Genomic DNA, 18,600 nt, shown 5'->3' with positions numbered 1-18,600 from the left:
CAGCTTCACACCAACCCGGTTGGCATGCAGAAAAAGCCGCTCGCCTTCGTAAAGATACAGCGGCAACAAGTCGTAGCGAGTGCCCGCCTCGCGGTACGGCGATAACTCAAAACTCGTTACAGCGCCCAACCCAGCGCTGCTTGGCTCAGACAGAATATCCGTGAGCGGTTCAATGTTGCCGTTCGCGCTGGCTGCCGTCATGGCGGACAAGCCGGCCGCCAGCAGGGCGGCGCTGACCAGGGACCGGAGAAAAAAGGAAGGGGAAGATAGGAAGCTGTTCATCATTTATTTTGTTTTTGAAGACCCGTTATGACCGCCCTGACCCGACAGATTTCACGGGAACGCACTGCCTAATTTAATTAGTGAGCAACTAAAGCACACGCCACAACGCAATGGACACTGTAAGCCCTCAACTTAATAGCAAGTCAGCACTAAAAAACTTATAGGCGGTGGGACTATGTTCGGGCTTACCCAGGCCCGACCTCCGGCGTTACTCAGAACGGAATATCGTCATCCATATCGTCAAAGCCGCTGGCGGCCTTGGAGGCTGCTGGCGCTTGTCGCGGCGCGGCAGCGGGTGGACGAGCAGAGGGCGCTGCGGCTTGGCGTGGCGCCTCGTAGCCGCCATCGTCACCGCCGGGACCGCCCATGCCTTGGCGGCTGCCGAGCATCTGCATCTGGTCGGCACGAATTTCAGTGGTGAATTTTTCCTGGCCGCTCTGGTCGGTCCATTTGCGCGTGCGCAGGCTGCCCTCCACATAAACCTGCGAGCCCTTGCGCAGATACTGGCCGACGATTTCAGCAAGGCGGCCATTGAACACCACGCGGTGCCATTCGGTCGCCTCTTTCATTTCGCCCGACTGCTTGTCTTTCCACTTGTCGGTGGTGGCGATGGTGACGTTGGCCACTTGGTCGCCGCTGGGAAAGCTGCGCATTTCCGGATCGCGACCCAGATTACCGACGATGATGACTTTGTTGACGGATGCCATGACGTGTTCTCCTAACCTGTCTTCAGAGCTAATCGTTAGAGTTTAACTGGCTCGCCTGCCAGCGCGTCACCGCGTGCGGCCACCGGTGCAGGGCGGCTAGGTGCCCGCATCGGCCAAGCGACCAGCAGCCACACCAGCATCAGGCCGCCGCACACCACAAAAAGACCTTGCGGGCCATGCGTTTTGATGATCCAACCGCCGACCGCTCCCCCAGCAAAAAAGCCGAGTGACTGCAAGGTGTTGTAGACCCCAAGCGCCGCTCCCCGCGCGTGCGCCGGTGCCAGCCGCGAGGCGAGGCTGGGTTGACTCGCTTCCAGGATATTGAAACCGCAAAAAAACAGGAACAGCAGGACCCCCAGCAGGCTCAAGCTCACCGAGGTCGTGGTCGATGCCGCCCAAAGCAGGCCCAACTGGACCAGCAGAATAAGACCCACCGCCCCCAGAAACACAGCGCGCAAATAGCCCCGCTTTTCGAGGGGAAAGAGGGTGACCCCCATCACCACCAATGAAGCCACCACGGCCGGCAGATAGATCTGCCAGTGCAGCGTTTTGTCCAGACCGGCGCCGACAAGCAACGCGGGAATGGCCATCCACATGGCCAATTGAACGGCATGCAGCACGAATACGCCGAAATCCAGCCGCAGCAAGGCGGGTTCGTTCAACACTTCCATGATGCGGCCGCGTGGCCGACTGGCATGCTGAAGTGGCTCGGGAGGTGCCCACCACAGCACCACCGCAATGCCGGCCAGGGCCAGCGAGCCGGTTAACGCAAAAATGCCGTGCAAACCGATGTGGCCGACCAACATCGGCGCAATCACCAGCGAGAGCGCAAACATCAGGGCAATGCTGCCGCCGACCAGCGCCATGGCCTTGGTGCGCACTTCATCCCGGGTGGCATCCGCCAGCAACGCGGTGACTGCGGCAGAAATGGCGCCCGCGCCTTGCAGTGCACGGCCTGCAATCAGCCAACCGAGGTCTGGGGCCCAGGCGGCAACAAAGCTGCCCAGCGCGAACACCAGCAACCCCGCAATAATGACGCGCTTGCGGCCCCAATGGTCCGAAGCGATGCCGAACGGGATTTGTAACAGCGCCTGGGTCAAGCCGTAAATCCCCATCGCCAAGCCGATCCGGGCCGGGTCATCCCCACCGGGGTATTTGGCCGCTTCCAGAGCGAACACAGGCAAGACCAGAAACAAGCCCAGCATGCGCAAGGCGAAAATCGCGGCAAGGGACGCGCTCGCGCGTCGCTCAATCGCGGTCATGGCACTGGACGAAGTCGGGGTTGGTGAAGGGACAGCAGAGGGGGACACAGGCAAAAGCCGCTGGCGGCGGGGGTGTTTGATCGATTAGATAAGTTCTGATTGTCCCCTATCTGCTCGCCGCAGGCACCCCGGCCGATTCTCGCGTCCGAGCCGCCTGCGCGCTCTGGCATCATCACTTCCCATGAAGTACCTTTTTTCGGCCGTCCTGCTGCTGGCGTGCACGGCGGCCTCGGCCAACCTGTGTGAAAACGGCCAACGCCAGTCGCCCATCAACATCGTGGTCACCTCCCGACAACCGCTGCCGCCGCTTGAATTCAACTACCACCCTGCGGCGCTGAAGATTGCCGACGACGGCCACACGGTACGGGTGCGTTTTGCCAAGGGCAGCACCCTGCGCATCGGCAAGGAGCGCTACACGCTGCAACAATTCCACTTCCACACCCCCGGCGGCGACCGGATTGCGGGCGAGGAATTTCCAATGGCCGCGCACTTGCTGCACAAAAGCCAGTCCGGCCAATTGCTGGCACTGGTGGTGCTATTTCGCAGCGGCGCCGAAAATCCGTTGCTGACCACGCTGTTGCCGTTGATTCCAGCGCGGGCGGACGGTGATCACACGCACCCGGACGTCAGCGTCGACGCGATGCGTTTGCTGCCACCTATCCAGAGTTACTACCGTTACACCGGGTCGTTGACAGCCTCCCCGTGCACCGAAGGCGTGGACTGGATCGTCATGAAGCAGCCGCTGGAGCTCTCCCCTGCGCAACTGGCTCGCTACCGCAAGCGGTATGCCGACAACGGGCGCGCCGTGCAGCCTCTGCATCAGCGTGTGGTACTGGAAAGCCCCTAGCGCGGGGAGGTAAGGCCGGGACAAAACCACGTCCCATTGCGTCAAGTCAAGACGCCGTATGACGGACGTTGAATAATGACGCCTTTGCCGTTTTGGCACACTCTCCGTGTCCCAGGGAATACGCTATGCACCGCTTCTTATCGTCTTATTTTTCTCGTCTAAGCATGCTGGAACTGCTACTGGTCGTCGGACTAGCCTCACCGGTCGCGGCGCAGACGAGTAAACCGGGCAAGCCGGCTGGCGTGGAAGTCCCAGTCACAGCCGAGATGACCGGCGCGGGCATGGTCTCCAGCGGCGCTGTTTTACCGCCAATCCCCCCGGTCACCGGCAGCCGAACCAGGTTAGTGCCTTCCTGGGGTAAGCCGCTGCCGTATCCGATCGTGATTGCAGACCGGCGCAACAACCGCCTGATCGAAGTGGCCCCGGACAAGCGCATCCTTTGGGAATTTCCCTCGCCCAACTTGAAGGTGTACCGGGGGAATGAAGACATTAACTTTTCGATCGATGGCAAACGCCTGGCGGTCAGCGAAGAAGACAACTTCGATGTCCACATCGTCGACTATGAAAAGCGCCAGTTGACGTGGAGCTACGGCGTGCCCGACAGCCACGGCAGTGGCGCCGGACTGCTGAACTATCCGGATGACGCGCACCTGCTGGCTGACGGCCGCCTGATAACCGCCGACATCCGCAACTGCAGAGTGGTGATCATCGATCCTAAAACCAATGCCATCACGACCCAATGGGGCACACCCGGTCAGTGCAAGCACAAACCACCCAAGCAGCTGGCCCACCCCAACGGAGCCACCCCGATGGAAAATGGCGACATCCTGATCACCGAGATCAGTGACGCCTGGATCTCGCGCATCACGCGCGAAGGCAAGGTGCTGTGGAGCGTCAAGGCACCCAACATCCACTATCCGTCAGACGCCTTCCCCACGGTGGACGGTAAACAGGTCATCGTGGCTGACTTCTGGAAACCCGGCCGGGTGGTTATCTTCGACCCGTCTACGCGCAAAATGACGTGGGAATACTTCGTCAAGGATGGCGACCTGATGCTCGACCACTCCTCCATCGCGCGCGAATTGCCGGTTACCGGCGACATCCTGGTGGTAGATGACCTTAACGACCGCGTCATCGTGATCGATCGCAAGACCAAGGCGATCATCTGGCAGTACGGGGAGAAAGGCAAAAAGGGCCACGCCCCGGGCCTGCTGAACTACCCCGACGGGGTCGATCTGGACGTCTATCGCGACTGGAAAGCGGCGCTGCGCAAGTAGGCGATTTCGCTGCACACGTGGTCTACCGAAGCCGTAGAAAGCGGACAAAACTGGGGGAGGACCAACAAAGACAACGATCTTTGACTATCATTGTGGGTTTCCCCGAGCCGACGCCACTTTGACCACCTCCCCCGACGACACCCGCCCCGCAACGCCCTCTGGAGGCAAGTACCTTGCTCCTACGCTGCAGCATCAGAAGATCAGCATCCGCGGCGCCCGCACGCACAATCTGAAGAATATTGACCTTGATATTCCGCGCAACCAGCTGGTGGTCATCACCGGTCTAAGCGGATCCGGCAAATCGTCGCTCGCCTTCGACACGCTGTATGCCGAGGGCCAGCGCCGCTACGTGGAAAGTCTGTCCACCTACGCCCGGCAGTTTCTGCAGTTGATGGACAAACCAGACGTGGACATGATTGAAGGCCTGTCGCCCGCCATTTCAATCGAGCAAAAAGCGACCTCGCACAATCCGCGCTCGACGGTAGGCACGGTGACCGAAATTCACGATTACCTGCGGCTGCTGTTTGCCCGCGCCGGCACCCCATATTGCCCTGAGCATGATTTGCCATTGCAGGCGCAAAGTGTCAGTGAGATGGTGGATACCGTGCTGGCCTTGCCGGAAGACACCCGGCTGATGATCCTGGCACCCATAGCGCGTGAACGCAAGGGCGAGTTTGAGGGCGTGTTTGCCGAGATGCAGTCGCAGGGTTATGTGCGCTTCCGGGTAGACGGCACGACCTATGAATTTGACGATCTGCCCAAGCTTAAAAAGACTGAAAAGCACAACATTGACGTCGTGATTGACCGCATCAAGGTGCACGCCCTCGACGAAGTGACGCCCGAGTCCGGCACGGCACGGGCGAGTAGCCCACCACCCGCCCTGCGGCAACGACTGGCCGAGAGCTTCGAAGCCGCCCTGCGGCTGGCGGATGGCAAAGCGATTGCGCAAGAAATGGATACCGGCAAAGAGCACCTCTTCAGCGCCAAATTTTCCTGCCCGGTGTGCAGCTACTCGCTCAGCGAAATGGAGCCGCGCCTCTTTTCGTTCAACTCGCCTGTAGGGGCCTGCCCCAGTTGCGACGGTTTGGGCCACCGGGAGTTTTTTGACCCCACACGCGTGGTGGCGTTCCCTTCACTGAGTCTGGCCAGCGGCGCCGTCAAGGGCTGGGACCGGCGCAATGCCTATTATTTCTCGATCCTGGAGAGCCTGGCGGCTCATTACAAATTTGACATCGACACGGCTTTTGAAGAGTTGCCGCAACTCGTGCAGCAGGTTGTACTGCATGGTTCGGGAGAGGAAGAAATCAAGTTCAGCTACCTGACGGACTCCAAGGACGCCGGTACGGCTGGCGGCAAAAAAGTGGGAAAGCGGCATCCTTTCGAAGGCGTGATCACCAACTTTGAGCGTCGTTATCGAGAGACTGACTCCGCCACCGTGCGCGAGGAGCTGTCGCGCTACCGCAGCGTGCAAGCCTGCCCCGACTGCGCAGGCACGCGCCTGCGCAAAGAGGCCCGCCATGTCTATTTGGTCGGCACGACTGACAGCGGGGATGGCGGTGGCCGCGTCACCAGTCGCCAGGCCATTTTCGAAATCAGCCACGCCACCTTGCGCGAAAGCTTTAGCTACTTCACTAGCCTGAAGATGGAAGGCGCCAAAGCCGAGATCGCAGACAAGGTGGTGCGTGAAATCGGCCTTCGGCTCAAATTTCTCAACGACGTCGGCCTGAACTACCTGAGCCTGGACCGCAGCGCCGAAACGCTGTCGGGCGGCGAGTCGCAGCGCATCCGGCTGGCTTCCCAGATCGGTTCGGGTCTGACGGGGGTGATGTATGTGCTGGATGAGCCCAGCATCGGCCTGCACCAACGCGACAACGACCGCCTGATCGGCACCCTCAAACACCTGCGCGACATTGGCAACAGCGTGCTTGTGGTGGAGCACGACGAAGACATGATCCGCGCCGCCGATCATGTGATTGACATGGGGCCGGGCGCAGGCATTCACGGCGGCCGCGTGATGGCGCAGGGAACGTTTGAAGAAGTGCAGGCCAATCCCGACTCGCTGACTGGAAAATATTTAGCGCAGACGCTGAAGATTGCCGTACCCAAGCACCGCACACCCTGGCTTCCGACACTGAAAACGCTGGAAGTCATCGATAAAAAGAAAGTGTCCCGCTTTCCGCAGAGTCCGGCGGCAGCCCGTCGGGCTGATCGCGAGGCTTTGCACCTAGCGACCCAAGGCGACATGCAGGCGCTACGGGTCATCAACGCCACCGGCCACAACCTGAAGGGCGTCACTGTTGAAATCCCCGTCGGCCTGCTGACCTGCGTCACCGGCGTTTCTGGCTCGGGGAAATCCACACTCGTCAATGACACCCTGTACACGGCGGTGGCGCGCACGCTGTACCGCGCGCACGAAGAACCGGCGCCGCATGACGCCATCGAAGGCATTGAGCACTTCGACAAGGTCATCAACGTGGACCAATCCCCTATTGGTCGCACACCCCGCAGCAACCCGGCCACGTACACCGGCCTGTTCACGCCGATTCGCGAGCTGATGGCTGAAATGAACACCGCGCGTGAACGCGGCTATGGCGCGGGACGCTTCAGTTTCAACGTAGCCGGTGGTCGCTGCGAGGCCTGCCAGGGCGATGGCATGGTGAAAGTGGAAATGCACTTCTTGCCCGATGTGTATGTACCGTGCGATGTCTGCAAAGGCCAACGCTACAACCGTGAAACGCTGGAAGTGCAGTACAAGGGTAAAAATATTGCGCAGATTCTGGACCTGACGGTCGAGGCGGCCGCCGAATTTTTCAAGGCGGTACCCACCATTGCGCGCAAGCTGCATACCTTGCTGGATGTGGGCTTGAGCTACATCAAGCTGGGCCAGGCGGCCACCACGCTTTCGGGCGGCGAGGCGCAGCGCGTCAAGCTGGCGCTGGAGCTCTCCAAACGCGATACCGGGCGCACCCTCTACATTCTGGACGAACCTACCACAGGCCTGCATTTTGCAGACATCGATTTATTGCTCACAGTGCTGCATCAACTGCGCGACGCGGGCAACACCATTGTCGTGATTGAACACAACCTCGACGTGATCAAAACAGCCGATTGGCTGATCGACATGGGGCCTGAAGGTGGCGCGGGCGGCGGCATGGTGGTGGGCGTGGGAACGCCAGAAGATATTGCGGCGAACCCGGACAGCCATACCGGTCGATATCTAAAGCGTCTGTTGCCGTAAATTCGGCCTGAATAAGCGCCTGCAGCTACAGGTTTATAGCTGCCGATGTTTGAAGAGGGCGGGACGGGGCAAAATCCATGCGCGACCTGGCGCTAGTGTCCTGGATGGTTTGCCTTGAATATCCAAGCCTGGCAAGCCTGAGTTTTTCTGAGTCGGCCTTTCATCAGACCGGCAACCGCATCGAGCGGCTCCTGGCTGTACCCAAGCAGATCCATTCCCTTCGACAAGAACGGAGGATTTTGGATTTTGGGTGGACGAGCATGAATGCTCACCAGGCTCGCCATAGAGCCACGACGATCCTCGCCTTCGAAGCGCGCTGAGAATTTTCCTGGCGGGCTAATCCAGCAACAGGGACAGGCGGCTCAAGCAAAGGCCGGTCACTACAGGACGCCTTGCGTGATTTCTGGGCCGTATTACCAGGCAGCCCGTTGGACGAGGCCTACTTCTAGTTCCTTAAGAAAATCGAATCGTGGGTCGCATCGTCGGCGAGGAAAACAAGGCATACGACAAACTGTTCGTCGATGTCGTCGGAGACTTGATCGGCCGTAAAGGCGCGGAAGTCCTGCCCGCAATGGAGCGCAAGCTGCTCAGCGGCGGCGGAGCGACCCGGCAGTCGCCCATCGACTCGGGGCTTGTCGAGAAGGCCATAAGCCATTCGTCAACGCAACAAGCTCTTGCACTCCCTCAAAAACCGCCCCGTCGAATCGCTACCTGAACCCTGCAGCGAGCAATGGGCCGTTTGATTCAAAGCTTGTTGAATACAAAAATTCCGTCTTGCGGCTGAACTGCCACTTCGACTCTCAAACCGAATGGGACGAACAAGGCATCGCTCAACGGGGCCACCAGCTTGGCGAGGCTCTTTGCAAGATTTGACCGCGTCCCAATTCGACTGCGGCAGCCGCCGCATAGCCCATTGCGCTTTTGGCAACTCGACGCTGCGGCCGAGACCGATGCCGAGCGTGTCGCGTATCTGTTCACCCTCTGCGAGCAATACACAAGCCTGCTGGCGTCGGCAGGCCGACACTTCACCCGAAAGTTCCTTTGCAGAACACCCCGTCATGTATACCGTAAACCACAGCGGATTATTTTTGGGCCGCAGGCCCCGGAAACACCGGGCCGCTACTCCTTTAAACCCAGTCTTTGACCGATAACAATTCAGTCTACATTTCGAGTCGGACCCACAGCATTGCTCGGCAACTCGGTCCCGGGCCCATCAATACGCCGGTATGCAATTCACAAAGCAACGGCAGCGCTGCAAAAACTCGTCAAGACCTTTCGGCGCGACGACGTCAGCCGCAAGAACCTGAGCGATGCCACCGCGTAATCCGGCCGTTGCCTGAGGCTTTCGAACACTTGAATGAACTGCATCCGCACTTGTCGCTGAAGATGAAATATTTACGGGAACGCAGGCAATGCAAGGCAATCCCAAAATCGACCAGCGCCATCGGCGTCAAACCGCGTACAGAACCTGTCCGGTCAGACACGGGCAAGCGCAGTTTACGGACAATTTATTACGTTTGAAGCGTGGACTCTCTTCACTGAGTTCATTAGCATCATTTTGAAAAACGATAGCACCACCCACATTTTTCCATCACCATGAACCGGAGTAGAAAATGCCCTTGAGCAATCGTTTAGCCGCTGAATTCTTTGGCACCATGTGGCTCGTTCTAGGGGGTTGCGGCAGTGCCGTACTTGCCGCTGCCTTTCCGGGACTGGGGATAGGTTTTGCTGGCGTTTCGCTCGCTTTCGGCCTGACCGTTCTGACGATGGCCTACGCCATCGGCCACGTCTCCGGCTGCCATCTGAACCCGGCCGTTTCCTTGGGTCTGGTGGTTGGCGGCCGCTTCAAGGCCAAGGATCTGCTGCCCTACGTCGCGGCGCAAGTTTTTGGCGCAATCGTTGCAGCTGGAGTGCTGTATTTGATCGCCTCGGGCAAGGCCGGTTTCGACCTTCAGAGCGGCCTTGCCTCAAATGGCTACGGCGAGCATTCGCCGGGCGGCTACTCGCTTACGGCGGCACTGGTTTGCGAGTTCGTGATGACCTTCTTCTTTCTGATGATCATCCTGGGTGCGACCGACGAGCGGGCGCCGTCCGGCTTTGCGCCAATCGCCATCGGCTTGGCACTGACGCTGATTCACCTGATCAGCATCCCGGTCACCAACACCTCGGTAAACCCGGCGCGCAGCACCGGGCCGGCGCTCTTTGTCGGCGGTTGGGCGCTGTCGCAACTGTGGCTGTTTTGGATCGCGCCATTGCTCGGCGCCACCGTGGCGGGCGTCGTTTACCGTTTTGTCAGCGGTGAACGCAGTCAGGCCGCAGGGATCGAAGGACCCGCAGACTTGAGCCGGCTGACCAAGGCCAAGTGATGCAAATTCCTCCGCTTCGGGGGCGCTGGGCAGTTCTGCTATGCCTGCTGCAGACAGTACCTGTTTGGGCCGCATCTGTGGAAGGCGAAGCGCTCTATCGAGAACGCATCATGCCACCTGCAGGTGCCGTCCTCGTCGTCAGCCTCGAGGACACTGCCCGCGCCGATGCGCCGGCGACCGAGTTGGCGTCATCCCGCGTGCGACTGGCAGCCGGGCCGCCGTATCACTGGCGGCTCGACTACGACGAGCACTTGGTCACTTCCACAAGCCGCACTGTGCTGCGAGCGCGAATCGAAACGCCGCAGGGGCTCTGGATGACGACAGACACGGTGGTGTCCGCTTCGACACCGGCCCCTGTCTTGCAGTTGCACGCCGTGCAAGTGGATGCGGATCGATGCCCAGGCGCCACCACTCAGGTGGCCTTGAATGATTGTGCCTACGAGGGGTTTCTCGACGCGACGGCAGCGATGAGCCAGCAGTTGCGCCTCATCGAAACAGCGCTGCCATCGGCGCAGCGATCGCAGTGGCGGCAGGTGCAAAAATCGTGGCTGGCCTATAGCACCAAAACTTGCCAATTCGAGGCGAGCGCCATGGGGAACGGAAGTGCCAGACCCATGGTCCATTGGCAGTGCTTCGACAGGATGACAAGGCAGCGCACTGCAGAGTTGTTTCGTCTGACCGCGTGCCCCGAGGGCGACATTGCCTGTCCGGTTCCGCGACTGCAAAGGGCACCATGATTCGACGACTATGGTTGAGTGCGAAGCCCGTGTTGGCGCTCCTGGTTGCGCTGCCGATGGTTTGCTTGGCTCAAGCACCTAGGGCCACGACGGTGTCCGGACCCGTTCAGGGGCTGGACATCAACGGCATCGACGTCTTCCGCGGTATTCCCTTCGCGGCGCCGCCGGTTGGCGCCCTGCGCTGGCGCGCGCCGCAGCCCACCAGGAAATGGACCGCGGTCAGGCCGGCCACCGCTGCCGGCCCGTCCTGCATGCAAACGCGTGGCATGTCACTGGAAAACGGCGGGGATCCCGGCAGGCTCGACGAGGATTGTCTGTATCTGAACGTCTTCAGCCCGCGTCTTGAGCGGACAGCCCGGCTCCCGGTCATGGTGTGGATCCACGGCGGCGCTCTCATCTTCGGCAGCGGTGGACTTCCCATCTACGATGGAAGCGCGCTGGCTCGCCGCGATGTCGTGGTGGTGACGATCAACTACCGCCTCGGTGCGTTTGGTTTTTTCGCGCACAAGGGACTTGACCAGGAAACCCCGGGTGGCCCGGTCAACTTCGGCCTTCTCGATCAAATTGCAGCCTTGCGCTGGGTTCAATCGAATATCGAGGCCTTCGGCGGCGACCCCGCCAGGGTAACCATTGCAGGCCAGTCCGCCGGGGCTCAGAGCGTTCTTGCGCTGATGGCCTCGCCTTTGACCGCAGGGCTGTTCAGCGGCGCCATCGCCCAGAGCCCTTACGGGATCCCGAGCCACTCACGCGCCAAAGCCCAAGAAACAGGCGTCGCGCTCGCTATCGCCATGGGGCTTCCGGGTGCCCAGGCAAGCGCGGCATCCTTGAGGAGCATTCCCGCGGATCGCCTGGCCGAGCGCGGGAAAAAGATCTCGCTCGCTCCCAGCTTCATTGTTGGCGACGCGGCCATCCCTATGCCCCTCCTCGAAGCCTTTAAAAAAGGGCGTGAGCATCCTGTTCCGCTCATCATCGGCAACAACAGTGACGACGCCAGCGTGGTGGAGTCGTTCGGCGTCGATCCTGCCGTTCTGGTGCAGAAAATGGGCAAGGCGCGCATTGTTGTTCGCTCGTTGTACCCTGGTGTCTCCGACCAGAGCCAGCTCGGCCGCGAAGTGGCACGCGACGCACTTTTCACGGCATTCGGGCGGCGGATTGCTTATCTGCACAGCACCAAGGCACCGACTTGGCGCTACTACTTCAATCACGTCGGCCCGAACGCAAGTACCGGCGTGGTCCATGGTGGCGAGGTGCCGTTTGTTCTTGGAACCTTGGAGGGATGCCAGTGTCTCGGCAGGCCTGTCACCGCGCTCGATCGAACGGTCGAGCGCCGGACCGGCGATCGGTGGGCCGCGTTTGTGCGCACTCACAGGCCGGCCGGGGACATCGAGTGGCCCATTGATGACCGTCAACGGGGTCAGGTCCTTGAGATCGGAGACGAAGAGACAGCGCGGCCCGGCTTTATGGCGCCCCGGCTCAACGCCTTCATCGCTGCGCTCAATTTTGCAGGGCGCAGAAGCAAGAAGGACTATTAGGCGTCCGGGCGCCAGAAGGATTTAAACAACTGCGGATGGGCGCATGGCCGCCCGATCCGACCCGGGCTCTATTGACGTATGTATTGCTTGAGTCGGGCAAAAAAGTTCTCGATCGAGTGTTGCGCCTGGTAAAGGGGGCGGTCACCATCGGATGCAACAACCACGGCCCGAGGACAATCACGCCGCCGTACAGGCCGCTGCTGACGCCGCGCTGGCAGCCAACAACGACTTGGCCGTCGCGTCGGGTTTCGTTTGCAACGCCAAAACATGCGGCGTTTACGACTTGCCTGGCAGGGGGTCGTGGCCCCAGTTCATCAGTGAATAGCGCCAGTGGGTCTGGCTGATGTCGCCAGCCGGTCGCTGCGCCAGATGGCGGTGAATGTAGCCCACCACCTTGCGTGCATGGGAAAAGTCGTCGCCAGTGAAGTTGGCGTTGGGTTTGTCAAGCAACAGGATGATTTTTTTACCCGACCGGTGTCCAATCGACTCGCCGCCTTCGGTGCTTTTGAAGCCGACCTCCTTCGACTCTGGTGTTTTCAGCCAGGCCGCCAGCGCCTTTGGCGACATGTTTACCGCCTCTTTGAAGTCCGCTATAACTGCGCGGGGATCGTCGGTACTCACTTTGCTTTGACCCGCTTCAAGGCTTCCGGTTTATGCGCGGCCGCCTGCCCGCTGGCGGCGCTTTCCACCAGCAGCTCCGGGTGGTCCGGCGACGCCGCCACATGGTGCGTCTTGATGTCGGTCGGCGCGGTCAGCTTTTTCTTGACGGTGCCGGTCATCTTGTCCTGTGCGCTGTTCCAGCTGACCTGGTCGCCGGCCTTGAAGTCTTTGGTTGCCATGGGATTGGCTCCTTCGGGTTATTGACGGTTGGACGAGCTGTTCTTTAAATACGACGCCGGTGTGTTGCAGAAATAAAAGTGGTCAAACAGCGGGTCTTGTTGCCGGACAACGACTTTTGCATGACCAGTCCGGTCAGGATTTCTACAGAGTTGCCGGCGACAATTCACGCGATGGTTTAAATTTTCTTAATCCAGCCGCCTCGCCTTGACTTGGGGCGTGTCACTAATTGACCTGCCTGTTCATCCTTGAATGCCGGGCAGCGCGCCTTAATTAAAGGCAATGACCAGAAGCTACGCACTTCAAAACGACCAGTGGGAACGCATCAAAGACCGGCTGCATGGGCGCGAAAGTCATGTGGGGGTGGCAGCCCGAGACAACCGGCTGTTTGTAGAAGCGGTGCTGTGCCGCTACCCGTTGTAGTTCACCACAAATCGTGCTCTGTTATAGAGTTCATCGAAGGTGCTTATTTCAAGAGAGTGAGTGCCCTTGCGGTAACGCTCAAGAGATTTGAACTGATCCGGGCTTACACCATGTTTACCAGCGAACTCTTGCAAATTCCCGACAACGAGATAGTCCCATGATGGAGACAAGTTGGTCAGGAACTCTGCGGAGGAACCACCACTGGCCTCCTCGGCGCTCGGTGTGACGGCATGTCTTGCACTCTCCGAGTGTCACCCATTGTGGAACAGGCTAAGGAACAGTGCAGCCTCTGGAAGGTCTTATTGGCTTGGGACCCGCATGATTGCGAGGTTCCTGGGTAAATTGGTGCGGCTGGCGGGGATCGAACCCACGACCCTTGGCTTCGGAGGCCAATACTCTATCCACTGAGCTACAGCCGCAACTCTCGACCTCCGTATTTTCGCACATCTCAAGTCCGTCACTGCTGACTCAGTCGTGCCATGAAGTGCAGACTTTAATTCGGTATTTGCCAACGCTTTGGGGTTGGCTGATTACAAACTCAAGCAAAGTCAAACTTCGCAGTCATTGAGCAAGCCAACCATTTCGGCGGACTCAGCTTAAGCAGACGCGCGAGCATTCATCCCGAAAGCTAAATTACTCGCGAGTTTTTCGGACTCTGCAAGCGGGCCTTCATTGATTTCATCCGCTGCGGCTTTGAGTTTCCTTGATCAACTTTCGCTTTACGCAACAACGCTCTCACACCCCTACTATTGGCGCAGGCCAATTTTCTCAACCGCGTGTGAGACGCTGCGCCATACCAGGCGACAGCCAGAGAGTGTTGTCTGCGTCAACGATCAGTGCATCCAATCCAGGTGTACGGGCGACCCGAGTTCGCCCAGCTTGGATACCCGCCACCATCAAAGCTGCGCCCACGCCGTTGATGAGGTCCAATTGCTCACTGATCAATGTCACACCGTGTGGTCCCTGGGTTGGATAGCCAGTTTTGGGATTCAAAATGTGATGAAAGCGCTGACCGTGATACATGAAAAAGCGCTCGTAATCGCCTGATGCCGCCACAAAACCCTGGCTCAGATTCACAACGCCCAACAGTTGGCTGGGTTGCCGCGGGTCGCGCAAACCGACGCGCCAAGGGCGGCCATTCAACTGGCCCATCACCAACACGTCACCACCGCCATTGATCATCGCGTTGACCACACCACGACTTTGAAGTTGCCGCAGGCCAGCTTGAAGAATAGGCAGTTTGGCAATGCCACCCAGATCCAGCTGCATGCCCCTTTGGGTCAGATAGGCGGTACTGGCCTGCTCGTCGAGCACCAAGCCTGCCTTCTGATCGACCAGCGGCAGTTGCGCTTTGATCTGCTGCGCCGACGGGATGGTCGGATGCTCGGCGCTGAAATCCCAGTTCCGCAAAGACCCGACCGTGGCATCAAAAGCCCCGCCACTGGCCTGCGCCACCTGACGCGCCATCAACAGCACCCGCAGCAGCTCCGGCGGTACGGTTACCGGCTGCAGACCCGCCATCAGGTTGATGGCGCTAAGGGCACTAGTTACACGGTAGCGGCTCATCATGCCGGCCAAGCGGGTCATCTCGGTGAATGTCGTCTCGGCAGCAGCGGCCAAGTCTGCGCCGTCATTGCCCTGCAATGTCAGGTCGACCCGCGTACCCATCAGAATTTGGGAGGACTGATGAACACCCGCCTTGGCTTGCACCGACGGCACCACCAGGCCACACGCCAACAATGGCAAGGCAAATACAAGCCGACGCCGCCTGTGTTGAATAAGACCAGATGCATGAGAAGTCATGAGCGCTCCTTCAAACTCGTTAGCGTGCCTGGTCAGCCATGTAATTGACACCGGCCTTGACTTCGTCATCGGTCAGCGCCGCATTGGCACCACGAGCGGGCATTTGTCCCTTAGCGCCGTTAAAGCCCTCGAGCGCGTGTTTGTAAAGGATGTCATTGCCTTGGGCTATACGCGGACCCCAGTCGGCTTTGTCGCCCGGCTTGGGCGCACCACCGGCGCCAACCGCGTGGCACATAGCACAGACCTTGCCGAAGACCGACTTGCCTACGGTGTTTTCTGCCACCGGAGCCGGCGCAGGCGCAATGACGGGGGCAGGCGCGGCGGCAGGTGCAGGGGCATCCGTCTGACCGCAGGCGGCCAACAGCGTGAAGCTCAACGTGGCAAGAAAAAGTGAGGGTTTATTCATTGACTACTTCCAACAAAAATCAATTGACTAGGCTTGTGAAGACCGATTGAAATTCTTTGTTTCAAAAATCAATAAGTGGACAAGCATTAAAGATGTATTATAGATGCATCAAATGTGGTTCGCAATGTTCCTGCTAATTAATTCACCTGAAGCGACTTCGGATCTCCCCCCATACCGGCCGGCACGGGGTATTGCACAACAGACAATGCGCATCAAGCAACGCTTAGCTGTGTATTTGCAAAACCGACGTCTGGCAGCGACTGTGAATTTCTACCTCGCTGCGTTGTTGGTGGCATTTGTGATCGGTGCCAGCGGCGCGCACGCGGCCGCTGGCACCTACAACGCAGAGCTCTCGCCGGAATTGAACAGCGCCAAAAATCTTTGCGCGCTTGTGCCATGTTCCGAAGTATTTCCCGGGGCTAAAAGCTTTTCTGAACGCATGGGCCAGCCGCCGTATGTGGAAGCCTACGGCGCGCAGGAGAATGGCAAGAAAAATTTGTTGGGCTACGTGATGCTATCGACTGACATCACCGACATGCCTGCTTACTCGGGCAAGCCCGTTGTCACGCTGATCGGCATGGACCTGAAGGGCCGCTTCGTGGGCGTGAAGGTGCTCAAACATTCAGAACCCATCCTGCTGCTGGGCATCCCCGAATCGGCACTCCTGAACTTCAACCAGCAATACATTGGAAAATCGGTCACCGACAAGATTGAGGTCGGTCAGTCCCGGCCCGATGAGGGCGTGCTGGGAGTGGATGCGATCTCTGGTGCCACCGTCACTGTGATCACACAAAATCAGGTCATGATGACAGCGGGCACCGCGGTTGCTCGCCAGGTCGGCATCCTTGCGCCCACGGTGCGCAAGCCGGCCCGCTTTGTGGCGAGTGGCAAACGCCTGACTTGGGAGCAGTTGGTTAAGCAGGGCAGCGTTCAGCGACTGCGGGTGTTGCCTCAGGACGTGGGCCTGGAAGGCGGCGGCGATCCGTTCATTGAGTTGTGGTTCGGCGACCTCAACCAGCCCGACGTCGGGGCCAGCCTGCTCGGTGAAAACAACTGGAAGAATCTGCACTTGCAGATCAAGGAAGGCGAGCACGCCATCTTCATCATTCGCACAGCGGGTACTGAATCATTTAAAGGCTCGGGGTTTGTACGCGGAGGTATTTACGACCGCGTACAAGTCAAGCAGGGCGCAGATTCGTTTACTTTCCGCGATACAGACTACCTCAACCTCTACGGCCTTGCCGCAGTCGGTGCACCGGCCTTTACGGAATCGGCCATCTTCATCATCCGCTCCAAGGTCTTCTCCGCAGCCTATCCATGGAAGCTGTCATTCATGGGAAACCGCGTGAACGGCACCACCGGAAAGCGCAGCTTTGCCACTTTCGATGCCACCTATTGGTTGGCAGCCGACCTGCTGCAAGGCGGCCGACCGGTGGTCGAAGAAGCCGCCGCGCCATGGAGGCAGGTGTGGAAATCGCGCGCCCTAGGAATTTTCCTTTTCGCCGCATTGTTGGTCATGGTGGTCGTGGTTTACGCCTTTCGTGAAAAGCTCACGCGCCTTTCAACCCACAAAAACAAGTGGCCGGTAAATGCCTTCAAATACAGCGCCTGGGCCCTGAGCATTGGGTTTGTCGGCTTTGGCGTGATGGCGCAGCCCTCTATCACCCAGGTACTGACCTGGCTACACACTCTGCTTTTCCAGTGGACCTGGTCTCTGTTTCTGTCTGATCCGTTTATTTTCCTGTTCTGGATTTTTATCATCCTCACCGTGTTTCTGTACGGGCGTGGCTTATTTTGCGGCTGGATGTGTCCGTTTGGCTCCCTCTCCGAGGCCTTGTACAAGCTCGGTGGATTAATCGGCTTAAAGCGGTATCAAGGCCATTTGCCGCGCGTCTGGAATGACCGGCTCAAGTGGGTGAAGTACGCGGTGTTCTTCGGCCTACTGACAGTGTCTTTGTTTTCCCTGGGTCTGGCGGAAATGCTGGCCGAGGTCGAGCCCTTCAAAACCACTTTCCTGGTAGGCATCGGCCACCGTGCCTGGCCTTATGGCCTGTTTGTTTGTGCGATTCTGGGCCTGTCGATCTTCATCGAGCGCCCCTACTGTAAATACATCTGTCCCCTCGGAGCGGCACTGGCCATGCCCAGTACTTTTCGCTGGTTCGGCCTGCCACGCAAACAGGACTGCAATAGTTGCAAAGCGTGCGCCGTTGGTTGCGGCTCGTTGGCGATTGACGCCGATGGTCGTATCGACCACCGCGAATGTCTGCACTGCCTGGATTGTCTGGTGCTGTACACCGATACGAAAGGTTGCCCGCCGCTGGCCAAGGAACGTAAGCGGCGCGAGCGGGATGGACTGGAGATCACGCCGATCGGACGCAACGGCTATTTCATTCCGATCCACGCGGTTGCGATGGAATCCAGGGTCAGCCAGGGCCCCGACCCGCGCATGCCGACGGAGCCGGTGCCGCGTCCTTACAAAACACAGGCCCGGTTTGGGCGGGCACTCTGGCTTGAATTGGTCGACCATCTATGGCCCTGGAGTGCCGGTGGCTGGGCGTCCCAGCGGGCGCTTCAGGTGGCCGGTTTTTCGCTGGCGCTGGCCGCCACTTTGGCTTGGGTGCTGGCCGCCACGGGTCGTCTGTCCGCCAGCGCCATCATTGGTTGGTGGATCGGCTGGAGCTTGTATGAAGTCTTGATCCGCCTGTCGGGGCGCCGCTATGTGAAGGACGGCCCTTGGTGGCAGGCCCATTACCGTTATGCGACCGTCATGGATATGTTGAGCTATGTCGGCTTCAAAAATTTACTCATCGGTGCGGCCCTGTTTCTGAGCCTGAAAGCACTGGGGTTGCTGCTGATATGAATTCACATCAAAAGAAATTGCGG

The 18,600-nt window shown here is 59.2% G+C and carries 15 protein-coding genes, 1 tRNA gene and 2 pseudogenes; 10 read left to right on the top strand and 8 right to left on the bottom strand.

What is annotated here, in order from left to right; translation table 11 throughout:
* The 3 genes and pseudogenes from HHJ16_RS04175 to HHJ16_RS04165 form a co-directional block, all read right to left on the bottom strand.
* Nucleotides 1-282: pseudogene (locus HHJ16_RS04175) on the bottom strand (MipA/OmpV family protein); the annotation flags it as partial.
* Between the two features lie 212 nt (nt 283-494).
* Entirely contained in the window at nt 495-989 is a 495-nt protein-coding gene (gene ssb / locus HHJ16_RS04170) for a single-stranded DNA-binding protein (RefSeq protein ID WP_293640936.1), read from the bottom strand.
* 35 nt (nt 990-1,024) lie between these two features.
* On the bottom strand, nt 1,025-2,251 hold the full coding sequence (locus HHJ16_RS04165; RefSeq protein WP_293640948.1) for an MFS transporter: 1,227 nt from the start codon (nt 2,249-2,251) through the stop codon (nt 1,025-1,027).
* Between the two features lie 181 nt (nt 2,252-2,432).
* Here HHJ16_RS04165 and HHJ16_RS04160 point away from each other — a divergent pair, with 181 nt between their 5' ends.
* The 8 genes from HHJ16_RS04160 (at nt 2,433) to HHJ16_RS04130 (ending at nt 12,248) form a co-directional block, all read left to right on the top strand.
* Nucleotides 2,433-3,098: a carbonic anhydrase gene (locus tag HHJ16_RS04160; RefSeq protein ID WP_293640935.1), complete on the top strand. Its 666-nt coding sequence runs from the start codon at nt 2,433-2,435 to the stop codon at nt 3,096-3,098.
* 125 nt (nt 3,099-3,223) lie between these two features.
* Nucleotides 3,224-4,375: a PQQ-binding-like beta-propeller repeat protein gene (locus tag HHJ16_RS04155; protein WP_293640933.1), complete on the top strand. Its 1,152-nt coding sequence runs from the start codon at nt 3,224-3,226 to the stop codon at nt 4,373-4,375.
* A 184-nt stretch (nt 4,376-4,559) separates the two neighbouring features.
* Complete coding sequence (gene uvrA, locus HHJ16_RS04150; protein ID WP_293640946.1) at nt 4,560-7,613, top strand: excinuclease ABC subunit UvrA; 3,054 nt, start codon at nt 4,560-4,562, stop codon at nt 7,611-7,613.
* Nucleotides 7,614-8,082: 469 nt separating this feature from the next.
* Nucleotides 8,083-8,328 carry a hypothetical protein gene (locus tag HHJ16_RS04145; protein WP_293640930.1) on the top strand — a complete coding sequence of 82 codons (246 nt, stop codon included), beginning with the start codon at nt 8,083-8,085 and terminating at the stop codon, nt 8,326-8,328.
* Nucleotides 8,325-8,486 (top strand): DUF1524 domain-containing protein, encoded by a 162-nt coding sequence (locus tag HHJ16_RS16865; protein WP_366557463.1) that lies wholly within the window; start codon nt 8,325-8,327, stop codon nt 8,484-8,486. The genes HHJ16_RS04145 and HHJ16_RS16865 overlap by 4 nt, the downstream gene beginning before the upstream one ends.
* 740 nt (nt 8,487-9,226) lie before the next feature.
* Nucleotides 9,227-9,979, top strand: coding sequence for an aquaporin Z (gene aqpZ, locus HHJ16_RS04140; protein ID WP_293640927.1), 753 nt, complete (start codon nt 9,227-9,229; stop codon nt 9,977-9,979).
* Nucleotides 9,979-10,716 (top strand): YbaY family lipoprotein, encoded by a 738-nt coding sequence (locus tag HHJ16_RS04135; protein WP_293640925.1) that lies wholly within the window; start codon nt 9,979-9,981, stop codon nt 10,714-10,716. Before aqpZ ends, HHJ16_RS04135 begins: the two co-directional genes overlap by 1 nt.
* Nucleotides 10,713-12,248, top strand: coding sequence for a carboxylesterase/lipase family protein (locus HHJ16_RS04130; RefSeq protein WP_366557462.1), 1,536 nt, complete (start codon nt 10,713-10,715; stop codon nt 12,246-12,248). Before HHJ16_RS04135 ends, HHJ16_RS04130 begins: the two co-directional genes overlap by 4 nt.
* Nucleotides 12,249-12,524: 276 nt before the next feature.
* On the opposite strand, the gene HHJ16_RS04125 is transcribed toward HHJ16_RS04130, so the two are convergent.
* Both HHJ16_RS04125 and HHJ16_RS04120 read right to left on the bottom strand, forming a co-directional pair.
* A complete protein-coding gene (locus HHJ16_RS04125) occupies nt 12,525-12,869 on the bottom strand; it encodes a DUF3140 domain-containing protein (RefSeq protein ID WP_293640923.1) in 345 nt (114 codons plus the stop codon).
* Nucleotides 12,866-13,087: a DUF2945 domain-containing protein gene (locus HHJ16_RS04120; protein WP_293640921.1), complete on the bottom strand. Its 222-nt coding sequence runs from the start codon at nt 13,085-13,087 to the stop codon at nt 12,866-12,868. The genes HHJ16_RS04125 and HHJ16_RS04120 overlap by 4 nt, the downstream gene beginning before the upstream one ends.
* A 280-nt stretch (nt 13,088-13,367) precedes the next feature.
* On the opposite strand from HHJ16_RS04120, the pseudogene HHJ16_RS04115 reads away from it, so the two are divergent.
* Nucleotides 13,368-13,499 (top strand): annotated as a pseudogene (locus HHJ16_RS04115) (IS5/IS1182 family transposase); the annotation flags it as partial.
* A gap of 352 nt (nt 13,500-13,851) precedes the next feature.
* On the opposite strand, the gene HHJ16_RS04110 reads toward HHJ16_RS04115, so the two are convergent.
* The 3 genes from HHJ16_RS04110 to HHJ16_RS04100 all read right to left on the bottom strand — a co-directional run bounded on the left by HHJ16_RS04110 (nt 13,852) and on the right by HHJ16_RS04100 (nt 15,717).
* Nucleotides 13,852-13,927, bottom strand: a tRNA-Arg gene (locus HHJ16_RS04110).
* Between the two features lie 349 nt (nt 13,928-14,276).
* Complete coding sequence (locus tag HHJ16_RS04105) at nt 14,277-15,311, bottom strand: FAD:protein FMN transferase (RefSeq protein WP_293640919.1); 1,035 nt, start codon at nt 15,309-15,311, stop codon at nt 14,277-14,279.
* A 19-nt stretch (nt 15,312-15,330) separates the two neighbouring features.
* Nucleotides 15,331-15,717: a c-type cytochrome gene (locus HHJ16_RS04100; protein ID WP_293640916.1), complete on the bottom strand. Its 387-nt coding sequence runs from the start codon at nt 15,715-15,717 to the stop codon at nt 15,331-15,333.
* Between the two features lie 229 nt (nt 15,718-15,946).
* On the opposite strand from HHJ16_RS04100, the gene HHJ16_RS04095 reads away from it, so the two are divergent.
* The gene (locus HHJ16_RS04095) at nt 15,947-18,577 is read left to right on the top strand and encodes a NosR/NirI family protein (RefSeq protein ID WP_293640913.1); all 2,631 of its coding nucleotides are present in this window, start codon (nt 15,947-15,949) and stop codon (nt 18,575-18,577) included.
* Nucleotides 18,578-18,600 lie beyond the last annotated feature (23 nt).

The organism is Polaromonas sp., from assembly GCF_012927485.1.
Classification (GTDB): Bacteria; Pseudomonadota; Gammaproteobacteria; order Burkholderiales; family Burkholderiaceae_C; genus Polaromonas.
The sequence above is the reverse complement of the archived record's forward strand: the minus strand, read 5'-3'. Positions and strand labels throughout refer to the sequence as shown.